General features: G+C 63.5%; 11 protein-coding genes and 4 tRNA genes. 1 reads left to right on the top strand and 14 read right to left on the bottom strand.

What is annotated here, in order from left to right; genetic code table 11:
* Positions 1–16: 16 nt before the first annotated feature.
* The 14 genes from rpoC to EDF74_RS00930 all read right to left on the bottom strand — a co-directional run bounded on the left by rpoC (position 17) and on the right by EDF74_RS00930 (position 15,436).
* Positions 17–4,267 carry a DNA-directed RNA polymerase subunit beta' gene (rpoC, locus tag EDF74_RS01000; RefSeq protein ID WP_123728448.1) on the bottom strand — a complete coding sequence of 1,417 codons (4,251 nt, stop codon included), beginning with the start codon at positions 4,265–4,267 and terminating at the stop codon, positions 17–19.
* 89 nt (positions 4,268–4,356) lie between these two features.
* On the bottom strand, positions 4,357–8,511 hold the full coding sequence (rpoB, locus tag EDF74_RS00995; RefSeq protein ID WP_123728447.1) for a DNA-directed RNA polymerase subunit beta: 4,155 nt from the start codon (positions 8,509–8,511) through the stop codon (positions 4,357–4,359).
* Positions 8,512–8,807: 296 nt separating this feature from the next.
* Positions 8,808–9,176, bottom strand: coding sequence for a 50S ribosomal protein L7/L12 (gene rplL, locus EDF74_RS00990; RefSeq protein WP_019186119.1), 369 nt, complete (start codon positions 9,174–9,176; stop codon positions 8,808–8,810).
* 62 nt (positions 9,177–9,238) lie between these two features.
* On the bottom strand, positions 9,239–9,772 hold the full coding sequence (rplJ, locus tag EDF74_RS00985) for a 50S ribosomal protein L10 (protein WP_123728446.1): 534 nt from the start codon (positions 9,770–9,772) through the stop codon (positions 9,239–9,241).
* 387 nt (positions 9,773–10,159) lie between these two features.
* Positions 10,160–10,858 (bottom strand): 50S ribosomal protein L1, encoded by a 699-nt coding sequence (rplA, locus tag EDF74_RS00975; RefSeq protein ID WP_121044663.1) that lies wholly within the window; start codon positions 10,856–10,858, stop codon positions 10,160–10,162.
* Positions 10,859–10,862: 4 nt separating this feature from the next.
* On the bottom strand, positions 10,863–11,291 hold the full coding sequence (rplK, locus tag EDF74_RS00970) for a 50S ribosomal protein L11 (RefSeq protein ID WP_019186116.1): 429 nt from the start codon (positions 11,289–11,291) through the stop codon (positions 10,863–10,865).
* Between the two features lie 243 nt (positions 11,292–11,534).
* A complete protein-coding gene (gene nusG, locus EDF74_RS00965; protein WP_019186115.1) occupies positions 11,535–12,095 on the bottom strand; it encodes a transcription termination/antitermination protein NusG in 561 nt (186 codons plus the stop codon).
* A gap of 10 nt (positions 12,096–12,105) precedes the next feature.
* Positions 12,106–12,513, bottom strand: a complete 408-nt coding sequence (secE, locus tag EDF74_RS00960; RefSeq protein WP_019186114.1) for a preprotein translocase subunit SecE — start codon at positions 12,511–12,513, stop codon at positions 12,106–12,108.
* A 44-nt stretch (positions 12,514–12,557) separates the two neighbouring features.
* A tRNA-Trp gene (locus EDF74_RS00955) sits at positions 12,558–12,633 on the bottom strand.
* 102 nt (positions 12,634–12,735) lie between these two features.
* A complete protein-coding gene (gene tuf, locus EDF74_RS00950; RefSeq protein ID WP_123728445.1) occupies positions 12,736–13,926 on the bottom strand; it encodes an elongation factor Tu in 1,191 nt (396 codons plus the stop codon).
* A gap of 41 nt (positions 13,927–13,967) precedes the next feature.
* Positions 13,968–14,043 (bottom strand) — tRNA-Thr (locus EDF74_RS00945).
* 47 nt (positions 14,044–14,090) lie between these two features.
* Positions 14,091–14,164, bottom strand: a tRNA-Gly gene (locus EDF74_RS00940).
* Positions 14,165–14,192: 28 nt separating this feature from the next.
* Positions 14,193–14,278, bottom strand: a tRNA-Tyr gene (locus tag EDF74_RS00935).
* A gap of 138 nt (positions 14,279–14,416) precedes the next feature.
* Positions 14,417–15,436, bottom strand: a complete 1,020-nt coding sequence (locus EDF74_RS00930) for an isoaspartyl peptidase/L-asparaginase family protein (RefSeq protein WP_123728444.1) — start codon at positions 15,434–15,436, stop codon at positions 14,417–14,419.
* Between the two features lie 262 nt (positions 15,437–15,698).
* Here EDF74_RS00930 and EDF74_RS00925 point away from each other — a divergent pair, with 262 nt between their 5' ends.
* A complete protein-coding gene (locus tag EDF74_RS00925; protein ID WP_123728443.1) occupies positions 15,699–18,446 on the top strand; it encodes a TonB-dependent receptor plug domain-containing protein in 2,748 nt (915 codons plus the stop codon).
* Positions 18,447–18,571 lie beyond the last annotated feature (125 nt).

The following is an 18,571-nucleotide window of genomic DNA, read 5'->3' as shown; positions in this document are numbered from 1 at the left end:
GAGCCGGGCCTGCGTATTACTCGTCGCTGCCCGGCGCCTGCTCGGCGTCGGTCGGCTCGACGGCCGCCACGGCGGCAACAGCAGCCACCTCAGCCACCGCCGGCGTGCTGCCGGACAGGGTCTGCATTTCCGAGTCGGTCAGCCCGGAGGCGTTGCGACGACGGTTGGCGTGGTACGCCAGGCCCGTACCGGCCGGAATCAGACGGCCGACGATGACGTTTTCCTTCAGGCCGCGCAGGTTGTCCGAGGTGCCGCGGACGGCAGCTTCGGTCAGCACGCGGGTGGTTTCCTGGAACGACGCCGCCGAGATGAACGACTCGGTCGCCAGCGAGGCCTTGGTGATACCCAGCAGGACCGGATCGAAACGGGCCGGCAGCTCGTTGCGGGTGGCCAGACGGGCATTTTCCTCGATGACGCGCTGGCGCTCGGCCTGCTCGCCATTCAGGAACTTGCTGGTGCCCTGATCGGTGATCTCGACCTTGCGCAGCATCTGGCGGGTGATCACCTCGATGTGCTTGTCGTTGATCTTCACACCCTGCAGGCGGTACACGTCCTGGATTTCCTTGACCAGGTAAGCCGCCAGCGGCTCGACACCCAGCAGACGCAGGATGTCCTGCGGGCTCGGCTCGCCGTCCACGACGGTTTCGCCCTTGGTCACATGCTCACCTTCGAACACGATCACCTGGCGGTACTTCGGAATCAGCTCTTCGTGTTCGGAACCATCGGTGTCCTTGATGATCAGGCGCTGCTTGCCCTTGGTGTCCTTACCGAAGCTGATGATGCCCGAGCGCTCGGCCAGGATCGCCGGATCCTTCGGCTTGCGTGCTTCGAACAGATCGGCGACGCGCGGCAGACCACCGGTGATGTCACGGGTCTTGGACGCTTCCTGCGGGATCTTGGCGACCACGTCACCCACGCCGACGGCGGCGCCGTCCTGCAGGTTGACGATCGAGCGCGGCGGCAGCAGGTACTGCGCCGGCAGATCCGTGTTCGGAATGGTCAGATCGTTGCCGTTCTTGTCCACGATACGCACGATCGGGCGCAGGTCCTTCGCCTGCGAACCACGACGCTTCGGATCGGTGATTTCACGCGACGCCAGGCCGGTCAGTTCGTCGGTCTTCTCGATGACGGTGACGCCGTCGATGAAGTCGATGAAGCGGATGAAACCGGCCACTTCGGACACGATCGGGTGGTTATGCGGGTCCCAGTTGGCCACGGTCTGGCCAGCCTTGACCGCATCGCCGTCCTTGGACGTGATGGTCGCGCCGTACGGCAGCTTGTAACGCTCACGCTCACGGCCGTGGGCATCGAGCACCGACATTTCGCCCGAACGCGAGACCGCCACCAGCGAACCGCTGGCGTGCTCGACCGACTTCAGGTTGTTGAACTTCACCGAACCGGTGGTCTTGACGGTGATGTTGTCGACCGCAGCAGCTCGCGACGCCGCACCACCGATGTGGAACGTACGCATGGTCAGCTGGGTACCCGGCTCACCGATCGACTGTGCAGCGATGACGCCGACCGCTTCGCCGATGTTGACGATGTGGCCGCGGGCCAGATCGCGACCGTAGCAGTGTGCGCACACGCCGAACGGCGAGGCGCAGCTGATGGTCGAACGGACCTTGACCGACTGCACCGAGGCATCTTCCAGCTTGGCCACCCACTGCTCGTCGAGCAGGGTGTTGCGGGTCACGATCGGATCTTCGTCGTTGCCCGGCAGGAACACGTCCTCGGCCACGACACGACCCAGCACGCGGTCCTTCAACGGCTCCACGACGTCGCCGCCTTCCACGATCGGGGTCATGGTCAGGCCTTCGGTGGTACCGCAATCCACCTCGGTGATGACCACGTCCTGCGCCACGTCGACCAGACGACGGGTCAGGTAACCCGAGTTCGCCGTCTTCAGCGCGGTATCGGCCAGACCCTTACGGGCACCGTGGGTGGAGTTGAAGTACTCCTGCACGTTCAGGCCTTCACGGAAGTTCGCCTTGATGGGCGTTTCGATGATCGAGCCATCCGGTCGCGCCATCAGGCCACGCATACCGGCCAGCTGACGGATCTGCGCCTGCGAACCACGGGCACCGGAGTCGGCCATGATGTACAGCGAGTTCATCGACTTCTGGTCGATGGTCTCGCCTTCGGCATTGACCACCTTCTCGGTACCGATGGTGTCCATCATCGCCTTGGCGATGCGTTCATTGGTGCGCGACCAGATGTCGACCACCTTGTTGTAGCGCTCGCCGGCGGTGACCAGGCCCGACTGGTACTGCTCCTGGATTTCCAGCACTTCGGCTTCGGCCTCGGTGAGGATGCCGCGCTTCTCGTCCGGAATCAGCATGTCGTCGATGCCGATCGACACGCCAGCGCGGGTTGCGTAGGCGAAGCCGGTGTACATCAGCTTATCGGCGAACACGACCGTGTCCTTCAAGCCCAGCTGACGGTAGCTGGAGTTGATCAGGCGGCTGATGTTCTTCTTGGTCAGCTCGGTGTTGGCCAGCGCGAACGGCAGGCCTTCCGGCAGGATTTCAGCCAGCAGGGCGCGACCGATCGTGGTGTCCACGATCGAGGTCTTGTTCTGCTTGTTGCCTTCCTCGTCGGTCACCACTTCGGTGATGCGGACCTTGACGCGTGCGTGCAGTTCCACCACGCGGTTGTCGTAGGCGCGCTTGACTTCGGCGATGTTGGCGAAGGCCATGCCCTCGCCCTTCTTGTTCACCAGCGAGCGGGTCATGTAGTACAGACCCAGCACGACGTCCTGCGACGGCACGATGATCGGCTCGCCGTTGGCCGGCGACAGGATGTTGTTGGTGGACATCATCAGCGCACGCGCTTCCAGCTGGGCTTCCAGCGAGAGCGGCACGTGGACGGCCATCTGGTCACCGTCGAAGTCGGCGTTGAACGCGGTGCAGACCAGCGGATGCAGCTGGATGGCCTTGCCTTCGATCAGGACCGGCTCGAACGCCTGGATGCCCAGACGGTGCAGGGTCGGCGCACGGTTCAGCATCACCGGATGTTCGCGGATGACCTCTTCCAGGATGTCCCAGACTTCGGCTTCTTCGCGCTCGACCAGCTTCTTGGCGGCCTTGATGGTGGTGGCCAGGCCACGACGCTGCAGCTTGGCGAAGACGAACGGCTTGAACAGTTCCAGCGCCATCTTCTTCGGCAGGCCGCACTGGTGCAGGCGCAGGTACGGACCGACCACGATGACCGAACGGCCCGAGTAGTCCACGCGCTTGCCCAGCAGGTTCTGACGGAAGCGACCCTGCTTGCCCTTGATCATGTCGGCCAGCGACTTGAGCGGGCGCTTGTTGGTGCCGGTGATGGCACGGCCGCGACGGCCGTTGTCCAGCAGCGCATCGACCGATTCCTGCAGCATGCGCTTTTCATTGCGCACGATGATGTCCGGCGCGTTCAGCTCGAGCAGGCGGCGCAGGCGGTTGTTGCGGTTGATGACGCGGCGGTACAGGTCGTTCAGATCGGAGGTCGCGAAGCGGCCACCGTCCAGCGGCACCAGCGGACGCAGATCCGGCGGCAGCACCGGCAGCACGGTCATGACCATCCACTCCGGACGGTTGCCCGACTCGAGGAAGGCCTCGACCAGCTTGATGCGCTTGGTCAGTCGCTTGAGCTTGGTTTCCGAACCGGTGCTGGCGATTTCTTCGCGCAGGCGGATCATTTCCGACTGCAGGTCGATGGTGCGCAGCAGTTCGTACACGGCCTCGGCGCCCATGGCGGCATCGAAGTCGTCGCCATGTTCCTGGCGGGCCTGCAGGTACTGTTCCTCGGTCAGCAGCTGGCGGCGCTCCAGGGCGGTCAGGCCCGGCTCGGTCACCACGTAGGCTTCGAAGTACAGCACGCGTTCGATGTCACGCAGGGTCATGTCCAGCATCAGGCCGATGCGCGAGGGCAGCGACTTGAGGAACCAGATGTGCGCGACCGGCGAGGCCAGGTCGATGTGACCCATGCGCTCGCGGCGCACCTTGGCCAGGGTGACTTCGGTGCCGCACTTTTCGCAGACAACGCCGCGGTGCTTCATGCGCTTGTACTTGCCGCACAGGCACTCGTAGTCCTTGACCGGTCCGAAGATGGCGGCACAGAACAGGCCGTCACGTTCCGGCTTGAACGTACGGTAGTTGATGGTTTCCGGCTTCTTCACTTCGCCGAAGGACCACGAACGGATCAGGTCCGGCGAGGCCAGCGCGATCTTGATCGCGTCGAAGTCCAGCGTCTGACGCTGCTGGTTGAAGAGGTTGAGCAAGTCTTTCATGGTGTTTCTCCGAAAGGAGGAAATCTTGTCGATGGGGCTGTCGGTTCAGATGTGGCGGCGCGGCTGCCGGGGCAGCCGCGCCTGCGCGATCAGTTGCCGTCCAGTTCCATGTTGATGGCCAGCGAGCGGATTTCCTTCACGAGCACGTTGAAGGATTCCGGCATGCCCGCGACCATCTCGTGCTCACCGTCGACGATGTTCTTGTACATCTGGTTGCGGCCCTGCACGTCATCGGACTTCACCGTCAGCATTTCCTGCAGGGTGTAGGCCGCGCCGTAGGCTTCCAGCGCCCAGACTTCCATTTCACCGAAGCGCTGGCCACCGAACTGCGCCTTGCCGCCCAGCGGCTGCTGGGTAACGAGCGAGTACGGGCCGGTCGAACGGGCGTGCATCTTGTCGTCGACCAGGTGGTTCAGCTTCAGGTAGTGCATGTAGCCCACGGTGGTGTGGCGATCGAATGCCTCACCGGTGCGGCCGTCATACAGCTGGGTCTGGCCGCTCAGCGGCAGGTCGGCCAAGGCAAGCATGTGCTTGATCTCGGCTTCGGTCGCACCGTCGAACACCGGCGTTGCCATCGGCACGCCGTCGGTCAGGTTGGCGGCCAGGCGCAGCAGCTCCTCATCGCTGAACTGGGTCAGGTCGACGTGGTTGGCGTGCTGGGTCTTGTCGTGGTTGTACACCTCGTCCAGGAACTTGCGCAGGTCGTTGATCGCAGCCTGGGCTTCCAGCATGCCCTGGATCTTGCGACCCAGGCCCTTGGCGGCCCAGCCCAGATGCACTTCCAGAATCTGGCCGATGTTCATACGCGACGGCACGCCCAGCGGGTTCAGCACGATGTCCACGGTCTCGCCCGAGGCCATGTACGGCATGTCTTCGACCGGCACCACGTTGGAGACCACACCCTTGTTGCCGTGGCGGCCTGCCATCTTGTCACCCGGCTGGATGCGACGCTTCACGGCCAGGAAGACCTTGACCATCTTCAGCACGCCCGGGGCCAGATCGTCGCCCGCGGTGATCTTGCCGCGCTTGTCGGCGAAGCGACGCTCGAATTCCTTCTCGTGCGCCTGGATCTGCTTCTGGGCGCGTTCGATGGCTTCGGAGGCGTCCTCGTCCTTCATGCGCAGTGCGAACCAGTCCGCCTTCTTCAGGCCATCCAGGTACGCGTCGGTAACGGTGTCGCCCTTCTTCAGGTTGGCACCGCCGTTGACCACCTTGCCCACGATCTGCGAACGCAGACGGGCGTAGATGGCGCCTTCCAGGATGCGGAACTGGTCGTCGAAGTCCTTCTTGACGCGCTTGATTTCAGACTCTTCGATCTGACGGGCGCGCTTGTCCTTCTCGATACCGTCGCGGGTGAAGACCTGCACGTCGATGACGGTGCCGTCCATGCCCGGCGGCACGCGCAGCGAGCTGTCCTTCACGTCCGAGGCCTTCTCGCCGAAGATCGCGCGCAGCAGCTTCTCTTCCGGGGTCAGCTGGCTTTCGCCCTTCGGGGTGACCTTGCCGACCATGATGTCGCCGGCGCGGACTTCGGCACCGATGTACACCACGCCGCTCTCGTCCAGACGGTTCAGCGCCTGCTCGGAGACGTTCGGGATGTCGGCGGAGATTTCCTCCGGCCCCAGCTTGGTGTCACGCGCAACGCAGGTCAGCTCTTCGATGTGGATCGTGGTGTAACGATCCTCTTCCACCACACGCTCGGAAAGCAGGATGGAGTCTTCGAAGTTGTAGCCGTTCCACGGCATGAAGGCGATCAGCATGTTCTGGCCCAGAGCCAGTTCACCGATGTCGGTGGACGGACCGTCAGCCAGCACGTCGCCACGCGCCACCACGTTGCCCACTTCCACCAGCGGACGCTGGTTGATGCAGGTGTTCTGGTTGGAACGGGTGTACTTGATCAGATTGTAGATATCCACGCCGGCGTCGGTCGCGTCGGTGATCTCCACTTCGTTGACCTTGACCACGATGCGGCCGGCGTCGATCTGCACGATCTCGCCGCCACGACGGGCGTTCACGGTCACACCGGAGTCACGGGCCACGGCGCGTTCGATACCGGTACCCACCAGCGGCTTCTGGGCACGCAGGGTCGGCACGGCCTGACGCTGCATGTTGGCGCCCATCAGTGCGCGGTTGGCGTCATCGTGCTCCAGGAACGGAACGAGCGCGGCAGCGATCGACACGGTCTGCATCGGCGAGACGTCCATGAAGTGGACTTCTGCCGGCGGCTTGAGCAGCGACTCACCCTGGAAACGGCACGGCACGAACTGCTCGGTGAGCATGCTCTTGGCATCGGTCAGGGCGTTGGCCTGGGCGATGACGTACTCGTTTTCTTCGATGGCCGACAGGAATTCGATCTCGTCGGAGACCTTGCCGTCAGCAACCTTGCGGTACGGGGTCTCGAGGAAGCCGTACTGGTTGGTGCGGGCGTACACGGCCAGCGAGTTGATCAGGCCGATGTTCGGGCCTTCCGGCGTTTCGATGGTGCAGACGCGGCCGTAATGGGTCGGATGCACGTCGCGCACTTCGAAGCCGGCGCGTTCGCGGGTCAGACCGCCCGGGCCCAGGGCCGAGACGCGACGCTTGTGCGTCACTTCCGACAGCGGGTTGTTCTGATCCATGAACTGGGACAGCTGCGAGGAGCCGAAGAACTCCTTGATGGCTGCAGCGACCGGCTTGGCGTTGATCAGCTCCTGCGGGGTCAGGCCTTCGGACTCGGCCATCGACAGGCGCTCCTTGACCGCGCGCTCGACGCGGACCAGGCCCACGCGGAACACGTTCTCGGCCATTTCACCGACCGAACGCACGCGGCGGTTGCCCAGGTGATCGATGTCATCGACCACGCCGCGACCGTTGCGGATCTCGGTCAGGACCTTGATCACTTCCAGGATGTCGGAGGTGTCGGCGTGCTCGGCGACCAGACGCTTGGACTCTTCGTCGTTGCGCTCACCGAAGTACTTGCGGTCGTACAGCACGGCTTCGCCGGTGACAGCCTTGCGGCCGACACGGCGGTTGAACTTCATGCGGCCGACCGTGGACAGGTCATAGCGCTCGAAGGTGAAGAACAGGTTGTGGAACAGGTTCTGCGCGGCATCCTTGGTCGGCGGCTCGCCCGGACGCATCATGCGGTAGATCTCGACCAGCGCTTCCAGCTGGGTCTTGGTCGGATCGATGCGCAGGGTGTTGGACAGGTACGGGCCACGATCCAGATCGTTCACCCACAGGGTGCCCACGGCGTCCACACCGGCCTTGCGGAAGGCCTGCAGCTGCTCGTCGGTGATTTCGTCGTTGGCCTGGGCCAGCAGCTCACCGGTGTTCGCATCGACCACGTCGTGCGACAGGATGCGGCCGACGATGTAATCGTCCGGCACGGCCAGGGCGGCGATGCCCGAGGCTTCCAGCTGCTTGACGTGGCGCGCGGTGATGCGCTTGCCGGCTTCCACGATGACCTTGTCACCGTCAGCCAGGTCGAAGTTCAGGGTCTCGCCACGCAGACGCTCGGCCACCAGCTCCAGCTGGACGCCTTCATCGGGGTTGATGTGGAACGTGTTGATCTCGAAGAACTCGGCCAGCATCTCTTCGTTGCTGTAACCCAGCGCACGCAGCAGGATCGAGACCGGCAGCTTGCGGCGACGATCGATACGGGTGAACAGGGCGTCCTTCGGGTCGAACTCGAAGTCCAGCCAGGAACCGCGGTACGGGATGATGCGGGCGCTGTACAGCAGCTTGCCCGAGCTGTGGGTCTTGCCACGGTCGTGGTCGAAGAACACACCCGGCGAACGGTGCAGCTGCGAGACGATCACGCGCTCGGTACCGTTCACGATGAAGGTGCCGTTCTCGGTCATCAGCGGGATCTCGCCGAGGTAGACCTCCTGCTCCTTCACGTACTTGATGGCCTTGGTCGACGACTCACGGTCGTAGATCACCAGGCGCACGGTCACGCGCAGCGGCGCGCCGTAGCTCATGCCACGCTGGCGGCACTCGCGCTCGTCGAACACGGGATCGCCGAGCTTGTAGCCGACGTATTCCAGGGCGGCGTTGCCGCTGTAGCTGGAAATCGGGAACACCGACTTCAGGGCCGCATGCAGGCCGTGGTCCGTGCGCTTGGCCGGATCGACGTTTTCCTGCAGGAATTCACGGTAGGAATCGACCTGGATGGCGAGCAGGAACGGCACTTCGAGGATCGAGCGCTGCTTGCCGAAATCCTTGCGGATACGCTTCTTTTCGGTGAACGAATAAGACGTCATGAGGTATCACCTTGGCTGTGCGGATCGTGCGTCCACGACCCGAGGGGAAACTGAAATTGTCAGTTGGAAGTCGCTGGTATTGCCGGCACCAGCACGCCTTCTCCCGCTACTTCCAACTGCCAACTCGTCTGCATCCACTCCCCTGCCCGCGCGCCTGGGCGCTGCTGTGACGGGGGATGACGGCAGCCCGTGTTGGGCTCGTATTTCGGGTGTTGCGTGAAACGACCAAAGGCCGGGGGCTTACGCCCCCAGCCTTGGCTGCATCGCCGTGATTCGATGGCGAGGCAAGGAACTGCTTACTTGACTTCGACAGTCGCGCCAGCAGCTTCCAGGTCCTTCTTGAACTTGGCAGCGTCGTCCTTCGAAGCGGCTTCCTTGATCATGCCGCCGGCTTCTGCCAGATCCTTCGCTTCCTTCAGGCCCAGGCCGGTGATGGCGCGGACAGCCTTGATGACTTCGACCTTCTTGTCGCCGGCCGACTTCAGGATGACGTCGAATTCGGTCTGCTCTTCAACAGCGGCAGCCGGGCCAGCAGCAGCAGCTGCGGCGACCGGAGCAGCGGCGGAGACGCCGAACTTCTCTTCGATGGCCTTGACCAGCTCCATCACTTCCATCAGGGACTTCTCGGCGATGGCGTCGACGATCTGTTCGTTGGTAAGGGACATTTTGATTACCTTTGGATAATTTTCTGGGTTGAGGTTCCGTTCGGAACCACGGAAACGTCGACTCAGGCGGTTTCGGCGACCGGCTCGGCAGCGTCAGCGGTTTCACCGCCACCCTGCTTGTCGGCCACGGCCTTGACGGCACGGGCGAACATCGTGACCGGCTCGGCCAGGACGCGGGCCAGCATGGCCAGGGCCTGATCACGGGTCGGCAGCGAGGCCAGCACGTCGACATGGCCAGCCGGGAACAGTTCCCCGCCGATGGCCACGACCTTTGCCTGCAGCTTGTCGTTGGTCTTGGCAAAATCCTTGATCAGGCGACCGGCTGCGCCGGGCTCCTCGAGCGAGAACGCGTACAGCAGCGGACCGACGAGCGCGTCTTTGGCGCATTCGTATTCGGTACCTTCCACTGCACGTGCCGCCAGCGTGTTCTTGACAACTTTCAAGAAAACGCCGGTTTCGCGTGCCTGCTTGCGCATCGCGGTCATCTGGGAGACCGTGGTGCCAGCGTATTCGGCTGCGATCAAGGAGTGGGCCTTGGCGGCGACGTCTGCCAGCTCGGCGACTACTTCTTGCTTCTGGGACAGATTGAGAGCCATTGCACTCCTCCAATTGAACTCCGCTTACGGCTCCTGCCGTGTGCGGTCCTGGGCGGCATCCATCCTGGACGCCGGGAACATCAGGTGATGTTCCAAGGGTGGGCCGTTCTAGACCTGGATGGCCAACCTGGGAAAACCCAGACGTGCGTAAACCAGAAAAACTCCAGAAGGGCACCATCTACGCAGGGTGATTCCCGAAAGAATCGATTAAGCGTTCGGTACTGCGCCGGCGGCGACTCCCTGCCAATGCGAGCATCCCTGCCCGTCGCCGGTATGTACTGACCGCGCCTGCGGTCTTTGACGGCTATCTCTGCAGGGCGAGCCCCACTCGGATTGCCTTCAAATATCGCGGGTACCGGACCGGGGCCCGGTACCCGCTTGAAACGATTACTTCAGCGACAGCGAGGACTGGTCGATGGTCACGCCCGGGCCCATCGTCGAGCTGACCGATACCTTCTGCAGGTAGGTGCCCTTCGAGGTGGCCGGCTTGGCCTTGACCAGATCCATCAGCAGCGCCTGCAGGTTCAACTTCAGCGCGTCTTCGGCGAAGTCGGCCTTGCCGATGGTGCAATGGATGATGCCGGCCTTGTCGGTGCGGTAACGCACCTGACCCGACTTGGCATTCTTGACGGCTTCGCCCGGGTTGGCCGAGACGGTGCCGACCTTCGGGTTCGGCATCAGGCCGCGCGGGCCGAGCACGGTGCCCAGCTTACCCACGACGCGCATGGCGTCCGGGGTCGCGATGACGACGTCGTAGTTCAGATCGCCGGCCTGCATCTTCTCGGCCAGATCGTCCATGCCCACGGCTTCGGCGCCAGCGGCCAGAGCTTCGTCAGCCTTGGCACCGGCCGGTGCGAAGACGGCAACGCGCACGCTCTTGCCGGTACCGGACGGCAGCACGGTGGAACCGCGCACCTGCTGGTCGGACTTCTTGGCGTCCACGCCCAGGCGCACAGCGACGTCGAAGGACTCGACGAACTTGGCCTTGGTAGCGGTCTTCAGGATCTTGATGGCGTCCTCGAAGGCATATGCCTTACCCGGGACGACGGCGGCCTTGATGGCCTTCTCACGCTTGGTCTGTGCCATCTTCTTAACCCTCTACCACGAGGCCCATGGAACGGGCAGAACCGGCGATGGTGCGCACCGCGGCATCCAGATCGGCAGCCGTCAGGTCTGCTTCCTTGGTCTTGGCGATCTCTTCGAGCTGCTTGCGGGTCACCTTGCCCACCTTTTCGGTGTTCGGGCGCTTGGAACCCGAGGAGATACCCGCAGCCTTCTTGAGCAGCACGGCAGCCGGGGTGCTCTTGGTGATGAAGGTGAAGGTACGGTCCGAGTAGGCCGTGATGATGACCGGCACCGGCAGACCCGGCTCCAGCTTCTGCGTGGCGGCATTGAAGGCCTTGCAGAATTCCATGATGTTCAGGCCACGCTGACCCAGCGCAGGACCGACCGGCGGCGAGGGGTTGGCCTGACCGGCCTTCACCTGCAGCTTGATATAACCGACAACTTTCTTTGCCATGAGTATGCTCTCCGGGTGCTAGCGCCTTACGACAACAGGCTCCCCATCGGACCGGGAATCACGCGTCCCGGCATCGCGTTTTGAATTCACGCAGAAGGCCACCTCGCGGCGGCCCTTGCTTTTTGCCAGCTTCCTGGCAGGAAGCCGCGCACTATATCAGGTTTTTTCCACCCTTGCCTCAAGGCGGGTGGGTGCAGGCCGTTCAGGTTCCGGGCGGCAGCCCGGAACCTACTGCCCTCAGGCTCAGACGGCCTTTTCGACCTGGCCGAACTCGAGCTCGACCGGGGTGGCACGACCGAAGATCAGCACCGAGACGCGCAGACGGCTCTTCTCGTAGTTGACTTCTTCGACCACACCGTTGAAGTCGTTGAACGGGCCTTCGGTGACACGGACCATCTGGCCCGGCTCGAACAGCACCTTCGGACGGGGCTTTTCCACACCTTCCTGAACGCGGTCCAGGATGGCGGCGGCTTCCTCATCGCGGATCGGCAGCGGACGATCGGCGGTACCGCCGATGAAGCCCATCACCTTGGAGGTGTCCTTGACCAGGTGCCAGCTCTCGTTGTCGATGCGCGGGATACCGTTTTCTTCGTGGGTCTCGATCTGGACCAGCACGTAACCCGGGAAGAACTTGCGCTCGGAACGGCGCTTCTGGCCGGCGCGCATTTCAACCACTTCCTCGGTCGGGACCAGGACGTCACCGAAGCGCTCCTGCATCTCGTCACGCACGATGCGATCGCGCAGAGCCTGCGCAACCGACTTTTCGAAGCCCGAATAGGCGTGAACGACGTACCAACGCTTCACTGGTTTCTCCTTATCGACCCAGGAACCACTGGGTCAATTTCTGAATCACGAAGTCAAATCCGCCCAGCAGCAGGCTGAGGATGATCACCACAACGATCACCACCCAAGTCATGCGAATGGCTTCCTGGCGCGTCGGCCAGACCACCTTGCGCAGTTCGAAACGCGATTCGGAAAGGAATTCACGCGTGTCGCGACCCTTGCCGGTCAGCAGGAACACGCCAAGGCCGGCCACGAGGCCAACAACAACGGCCAGACCGCGAAGCGGACCGGCCCATGCACTTTGGGAGGCATGCTCAGGAGCACCGAACCAATACCAAGCAAAAAGACCCGCCAGCACCAGGATAGCTGCGGCGGCGTACTTGACGATGTCACCTCCCGTGGAGGCGTTGTCTTTGGAATGCTCGATCTTGCTGTTCATCCGGCTCTGGCTACTGTGGCGGCATAGCCGCTGGAAGGGAGAAGTGGCACGCCAGGAGGGACTCGAACCCCCAACCTGCGGTTTTGGAGACCGCTGCTCTGCCAATTGAGCTACTGGCGTACTGAAAAAACTTGCCTTCCCTTAGACGGCGAAGGCGGACCGAGGTTCCCGGCCCGCCTTTCGCGAGACCGGCAGCGCTAAGCAACCGCCGGTATTGCAATATTACGCGATGATCTTGGAGACCACGCCGGCGCCGACGGTACGGCCGCCTTCGCGGATCGCGAAGCGCAGGCCTTCATCCATGGCGACCGGGTTGATCAGGGTGACAACCATCTTCACGTTGTCGCCCGGCATCACCATTTCCACACCTTCCGGCAGTTCGCAAGCGCCGGTGATGTCGGTGGTACGGAAGTAGAACTGCGGACGGTAGCCCTTGAAGAACGGGGTGTGACGGCCGCCTTCATCCTTGGACAGCACGTACACTTCGGCGTCGAAGGTGGTGTGCGGCTTGATCGAACCCGGCTTGGCCAGAACCTGGCCACGCTCGACGTCGTCACGCTTGGTGCCGCGCAGCAGCAGACCGGCGTTGTCGCCTGCCTGACCCTGGTCGAGCAGCTTGCGGAACATTTCCACGCCGGTGACGGTGGTCTTCTGGACCGGACGGATACCGACGATTTCGATTTCTTCGCCGACCTTGATCACGCCGCGCTCGATACGACCGGTGACGACGGTGCCGCGACCCGAGATCGAGAACACGTCTTCGACCGGCATCAGGAAGGGCTTGTCGATGTCACGTTCCGGGGTCGGGATCCAGCTGTCGAGAGCTTCGACCAGCTTGATCACGGCCGGCACGCCGATCTCGCTCTGGTCGCCTTCCAGCGCCAGACGGGCCGAACCCGCGATGATCGGGGTGTCGTCGCCCGGGAAGTCGTACTTGCTCAGCAGCTCGCGGACTTCCATCTCGACCAGTTCCAGCAGCTCGGCGTCATCGACCATGTCTGCCTTGTTCAGGAAGACGACGATGTACGGCACGCCGACCTGACGCGAGAGCAGGATGTGCTCACGGGTCTGCGGCATCGGGCCGTCAGCAGCCGAACAGACCAGGATCGCGCCGTCCATCTGGGCAGCACCGGTGATCATGTTCTTGACGTAGTCAGCATGGCCCGGGCAATCGACGTGGGCGTAATGACGTTCGGTGGATTCGTATTCGACGTGCGCGGTCGAGATCGTGATGCCACGCGCCTTTTCTTCCGGCGCGGCGTCGATCGACGAGTAGTCCTTGAACTCACCGCCAAAGCGCTCGGCACCGATCTTGGTCAGTGCGGCGGTCAGCGTGGTCTTGCCGTGGTCAACGTGACCGATGGTGCCGACATTGACGTGCGGCTTGGTGCGCTCGAACTTACCCTTGGCCATGGCTGCTTATCTCGAAATCGTCTGAATTGGTAGCACTTAGATGGTGCTCACGAAAGGAATCGAACCTTCGACCTCCTCCTTACCAAGGAGGTGCTCTACCGACTGAGCTACGTGAGCGAGTTTTGTATTATGGCACGAATTTGAATATATTCAAATTCATTCAATGGAGCGGGAGACGGGGATCGAACCCGCACCATCAGCTTGGAAGGCTGAGGTTCTACCATTGAACTACTCCCGCATCGGAAGCTCTTGCCACAACATGAAACTGGTGGAGGGAGGTGGATTCGAACCACCGAAGGCGTAAGCCAGCAGATTTACAGTCTGCCCCCGTTGGCCGCTTGGGTATCCCTCCTTACCACCCTGTCCCGTGGCGCCGAAGCGTTTTCGGTGTGGGGTGGAAGAGCCGTGAATTTTGGGGATAAACGGGGGTTCTGTCAACAACCTTTTTGAATTTTTTCACACGAATCTGCAATAGCCTTGTCGGGACAGGCTATTGGCCTGGCAACGGCAGGGTCTCGCTGGCAAAGATCGCCACGTGTGGCACGCCATCGGCCCCTATCCAGCCGCGATACATGCCCTGCGTGTTGAACGGGGTCGCTGCACGACCGTCGGCGGAAAGCACGATCGCCCCGCCATCGCCGCCGAGTGCGGGAATGCGTTCGTTGATCACGGCACGCCCGGCCTCCACCGGCCCCTGCTTGAGGTACTGCATGCGTGCGCAGATATCGTGCGCGGCCGCCGTGCGGATGTAGTACTCACCCCAGCCCGTGCCCGATACCGCGCATCCTGCATCGGCATAGGTGCCCGCGCCGATGATCGGTGAGTCGCCCACGCGGCCATAGCGCTTGTTGGTCATCCCGCCGGTGGAGGTGCCGGCGGCAAGCTTGCCGTCCTTGTCCAGCGCGACCGCCCCGACGGTGCCAAAGTGGCGGGCCGTGTCCAGCTCCACAGGGGCCTGGCCGCTGGCCTCTTCCTTCAGCGCCTTCTGCAGTTGCTGCCAGCGCTTGTCGGTGCGGAAGTAGGACGGATCCACCAGGGGAATGCCCTGGCTGCTGGCGAACGCCTCGGCGCCCTGCCCGACCATCATCACGTGCGGGGAATGCTGCATCACCGCTTCGGCGAGCAGGATCGGGTTGCGCACACGCTGCACACCGGCCACCGCGCCGGCCTTGAGCGTGGCGCCATCCATCAGCGACGCATCCAGTTCATTGCGCCCGTCATGAGTGAACACCGCCCCCTTGCCTGCATTGAAGGTGGGATCGTCCTCCAGCACGGTGATCGCCGCGGTGACTGCCTCCAGTGCCGGCTTGCCGGCGGTCAGCACGGCATGCCCTTTCACCAATGCCTGCCGCAGGGCGGCACGCGCGGCGCTTTCCTCGGCAGGCGACAGATCCCTGCGCTCCACCCCGGCACCGCCGTGGATCACCAGCACCGGCTCGGCCGCCGCAGCGCTGGCAGCCAAGGGGATCGACAGACACAGCGAGAGCAACAGCGCGCTGGAACGGGACATGGGCAAGGCACTCCGAGGGTTGGAGCCCCATCATGGCGAGGGCAGCGCACCGTGGGTAGGGCGGGCGGTTGGAAGACCGGAAACCGTTGTGGGCGTTGACGAGGCTGAACAAAACCGGCCTGAAAGCGCTTCCACCCTGTGCCAGAGAAATTGGCAGTGGTCAACCCCGTGAAAAAGGCGTTAAATGCGCGCCGTCCATTCGCGAAATGTGAATGGGGGACAGGCCTCCCTCGAGGCCGACACTTTCTTCTCGAGAATTCTCATGCGTAAACAGGCGATGGCGTGGTCGATCCAGCTGGCGTTGATGGGTGTGGCCGCAACTGCGGGTGCCCAGACGCCCGCCCCCGGGGTGCAGCAACTGGATACGGTGCAGGTCACCGGCTCGCGCATTCCGCGCGCGCAGGTGGAGGGGCCGGCCCCGGTCACGGTCATCACCGCCGAGCAGATCCAGGCCAGCGGCTTCACCAGCGTGCCGGACGTGCTGCGCTCGATGACCCAGAACGGCGGTGAGACCCAGAGCCAGCAGTCTTCCAGCGGCGCCGATTTCTCGCCCGGTGCGCAGCAGGTCGACCTGCGCGGCCTCGGCCCCAATCACACCCTGGTGCTGGTCAACGGCCGCCGCATCGCCGATTTCCCGATGCCCTTCCAGGGCCGCAGCAACTTCACCGACGTCTCCAACATCCCGATCGGGATGATCGAGCGCATCGAAGTGCTGACCGGCAGCGCCTCGGCGATCTACGGTTCGGACGCGATCGCCGGCGTGGTCAATTTCATCCTGAAGAAGCAGGTGGACGGCACCACGGTCGACATGCGCATGGGCACCACCAGCGAAGGCGGTGGTGAGTCCTTCGACATGAGCATCGCCAGTGGCTTCGACGCCGGCCGTTTCAGCGCGGTCTACAGTCTGGAGCTGCAGTCGCAGACCCCGCTGTGGGCCTATGAGCGTGGCCAGCAGGATTCTACGCTGGACGCGCCGACCGAGAGCGCCCGCGCCCTGCGCCGCGCCTACCTGCGCACCGACTACAACGACGACTACCTGGACCCGGGCCAGGCAACCTGCGATGCGCTGGCCGGCCAGAACAACGGCAGCACCCAGTACGCCGAGCGGGCGCGGTATGGCTTCTACTGCGGCAGCGACCGCTCGATCGGCTACGGCACGATCCTGAGCAAGCGCCGCGGTGCCAACGGCTATGCCTCGCTGCGCTATGCCTTCGACAACGGCGCGGAATGGTTCGCCGATGTGCAGATGGGCTACCACGACCTGGCACTGATGCGCGATGTGACCCAGTGGGGCCGCATGGCGGCCGACGGCAATGAGGACGGCTACTTCTACAACCAGGCCACCGACCAGGTGGAGTTCTGGCAGCGCCAGTTCTCCCCCGAGGAAATGGGCGGACTCGACAACGGCATGGTGCGCAGCACCCAGAAGACCTTCAGCGTGACCACCGGCTTCAAGGGCGCGCTTGGCGCGGACTGGGAATACGAGGCCTCGCTGAGCCATTCGCAGTACCAGTCCAGCATCCGCTGGCCGCAGATCATCGCCGCCAAGGCCAATGCGCTGTTCCTGGGCGAGCAGCTGGGCGAGTACACCGATGACGACGACAACGTGTTCCCGGTGTTCAACGCCGACCCGGCGCGCCTGTACCGGCCGCTGAGCCGCAGCGAGTACGATTCGATCGCCGCGCGCACCACCTATACCCCGAAGTCGCGCACCGAGACCGCCGCACTGACCCTGACCAACGGCGAGCTGTTCGAGCTGCCGGGCGGCAAGGCCGGCTTCGCGGCGACCGCCGAGTTCGGCAATCAGTCCTACGCATTGAATCCGGACCCGCTGGCGACGCAGTACTACTACTACAGCTGGAAGGATTCGGATGGCCACGGCAGCCGCAACCGCTGGGCGACCGCGGCCGAGCTGCGCCTGCCGCTGCATGACACGTTCAACGTCAGCCTGGCCGGCCGCTTCGACCAGTACCGTTACTCGGGCAACACCATCGGCAAGGCGACCTGGAGCGGTGGCCTGGAGTGGCGCCCGATCGATACGCTGCTGGTGCGCGGCTCCTACGGCACCGCGTTCCGCGCGCCGGACCTGCACTACGTGTATGCCGGCCCGGGCAATGATGAAACCAGTGCCAACGACTACTACGCCTGCGCGGTGGACGGCGGCGATGACTGCTCGGATTACGAAGAGAACCTGATCCGCACGCGCGAAGGCAACCGCAAGCTGGACCCGGAAACCAGCACCTCGTGGAGTGCTGGTTTTGTGTGGTCGCCGGCAGCGGGTCTGGATGTGTCGGTGGACTGGTTCGATATCGACATGCGCGACCAGGTGCAGGACATGGATGTGAGCACCATCCTGCGCGACGAGGCGGCCTGCCGCCTGGGCGACGCGGACGCGGCGTCGCCGACCTGCGTGGATGCGATCAGCCGGGTTACCCGCACCAGTGATGGCCGCCTGTACGGCGTGCACGTGAGCCCGATCAACATCGCGCGCGAAACGACGCGCGGCATCGATGTGGGCCTGCGCTACCGCCTGAGCACCGGGATCGGTGACTTCATCCTCAGTGGCAACCACACCTGGGTGAAGACGCACGATTTCCAGCAGTTTGAAGGCGATGTGGTCGAGGACCAGTTCGCGATCAACAGCGGTTTCGACATTCCGCGCACCAAGACCAGTGCGAGCGTGACCTGGGAGAACGCGGCGTGGTCGGCCACGCTGTACGGCTCGCGCCTGGGCAAACTGCCGACCTACGACAGCTACGACCAGAGTTTCGATCCGGACAGCGGCGACAGCCCGTGGATCGGGGCGACGTACCGCTACAACGTGTCGTTGCAGTACCGCTTCGATGATCATTCGCGCCTGTCGCTGTCGGTGGTCAACATCGCCAACAAGCTGCCGCCGAAGGATGCGACGTATACGCCGTATCCGTATTACGACGTGTCCTGGTTCGACACCGTGGGCCGGACGATCAACCTGCAGTACACCCACAAGTTTGGCGGTACGGCACTTTAATCCGCCGCCACCATCGCATCGCTGACGGGCCCGCCATTGTGCGGGCCCGTTGGTTTTCACCCCGCTGAACCGCAGCCATGCGCTCGCGCCTCGGCGCACGGTTTTAGGGATCGACTGATGGGCCT

Origin of the sequence: Stenotrophomonas rhizophila (genome assembly GCF_003751305.1) — a bacterium.
GTDB classification, from domain to species: domain Bacteria; phylum Pseudomonadota; class Gammaproteobacteria; order Xanthomonadales; family Xanthomonadaceae; genus Stenotrophomonas; species Stenotrophomonas rhizophila_B.
Note: the sequence above shows the minus strand (reverse complement) of the source record. Positions and strands in the feature narration are given on the sequence as shown.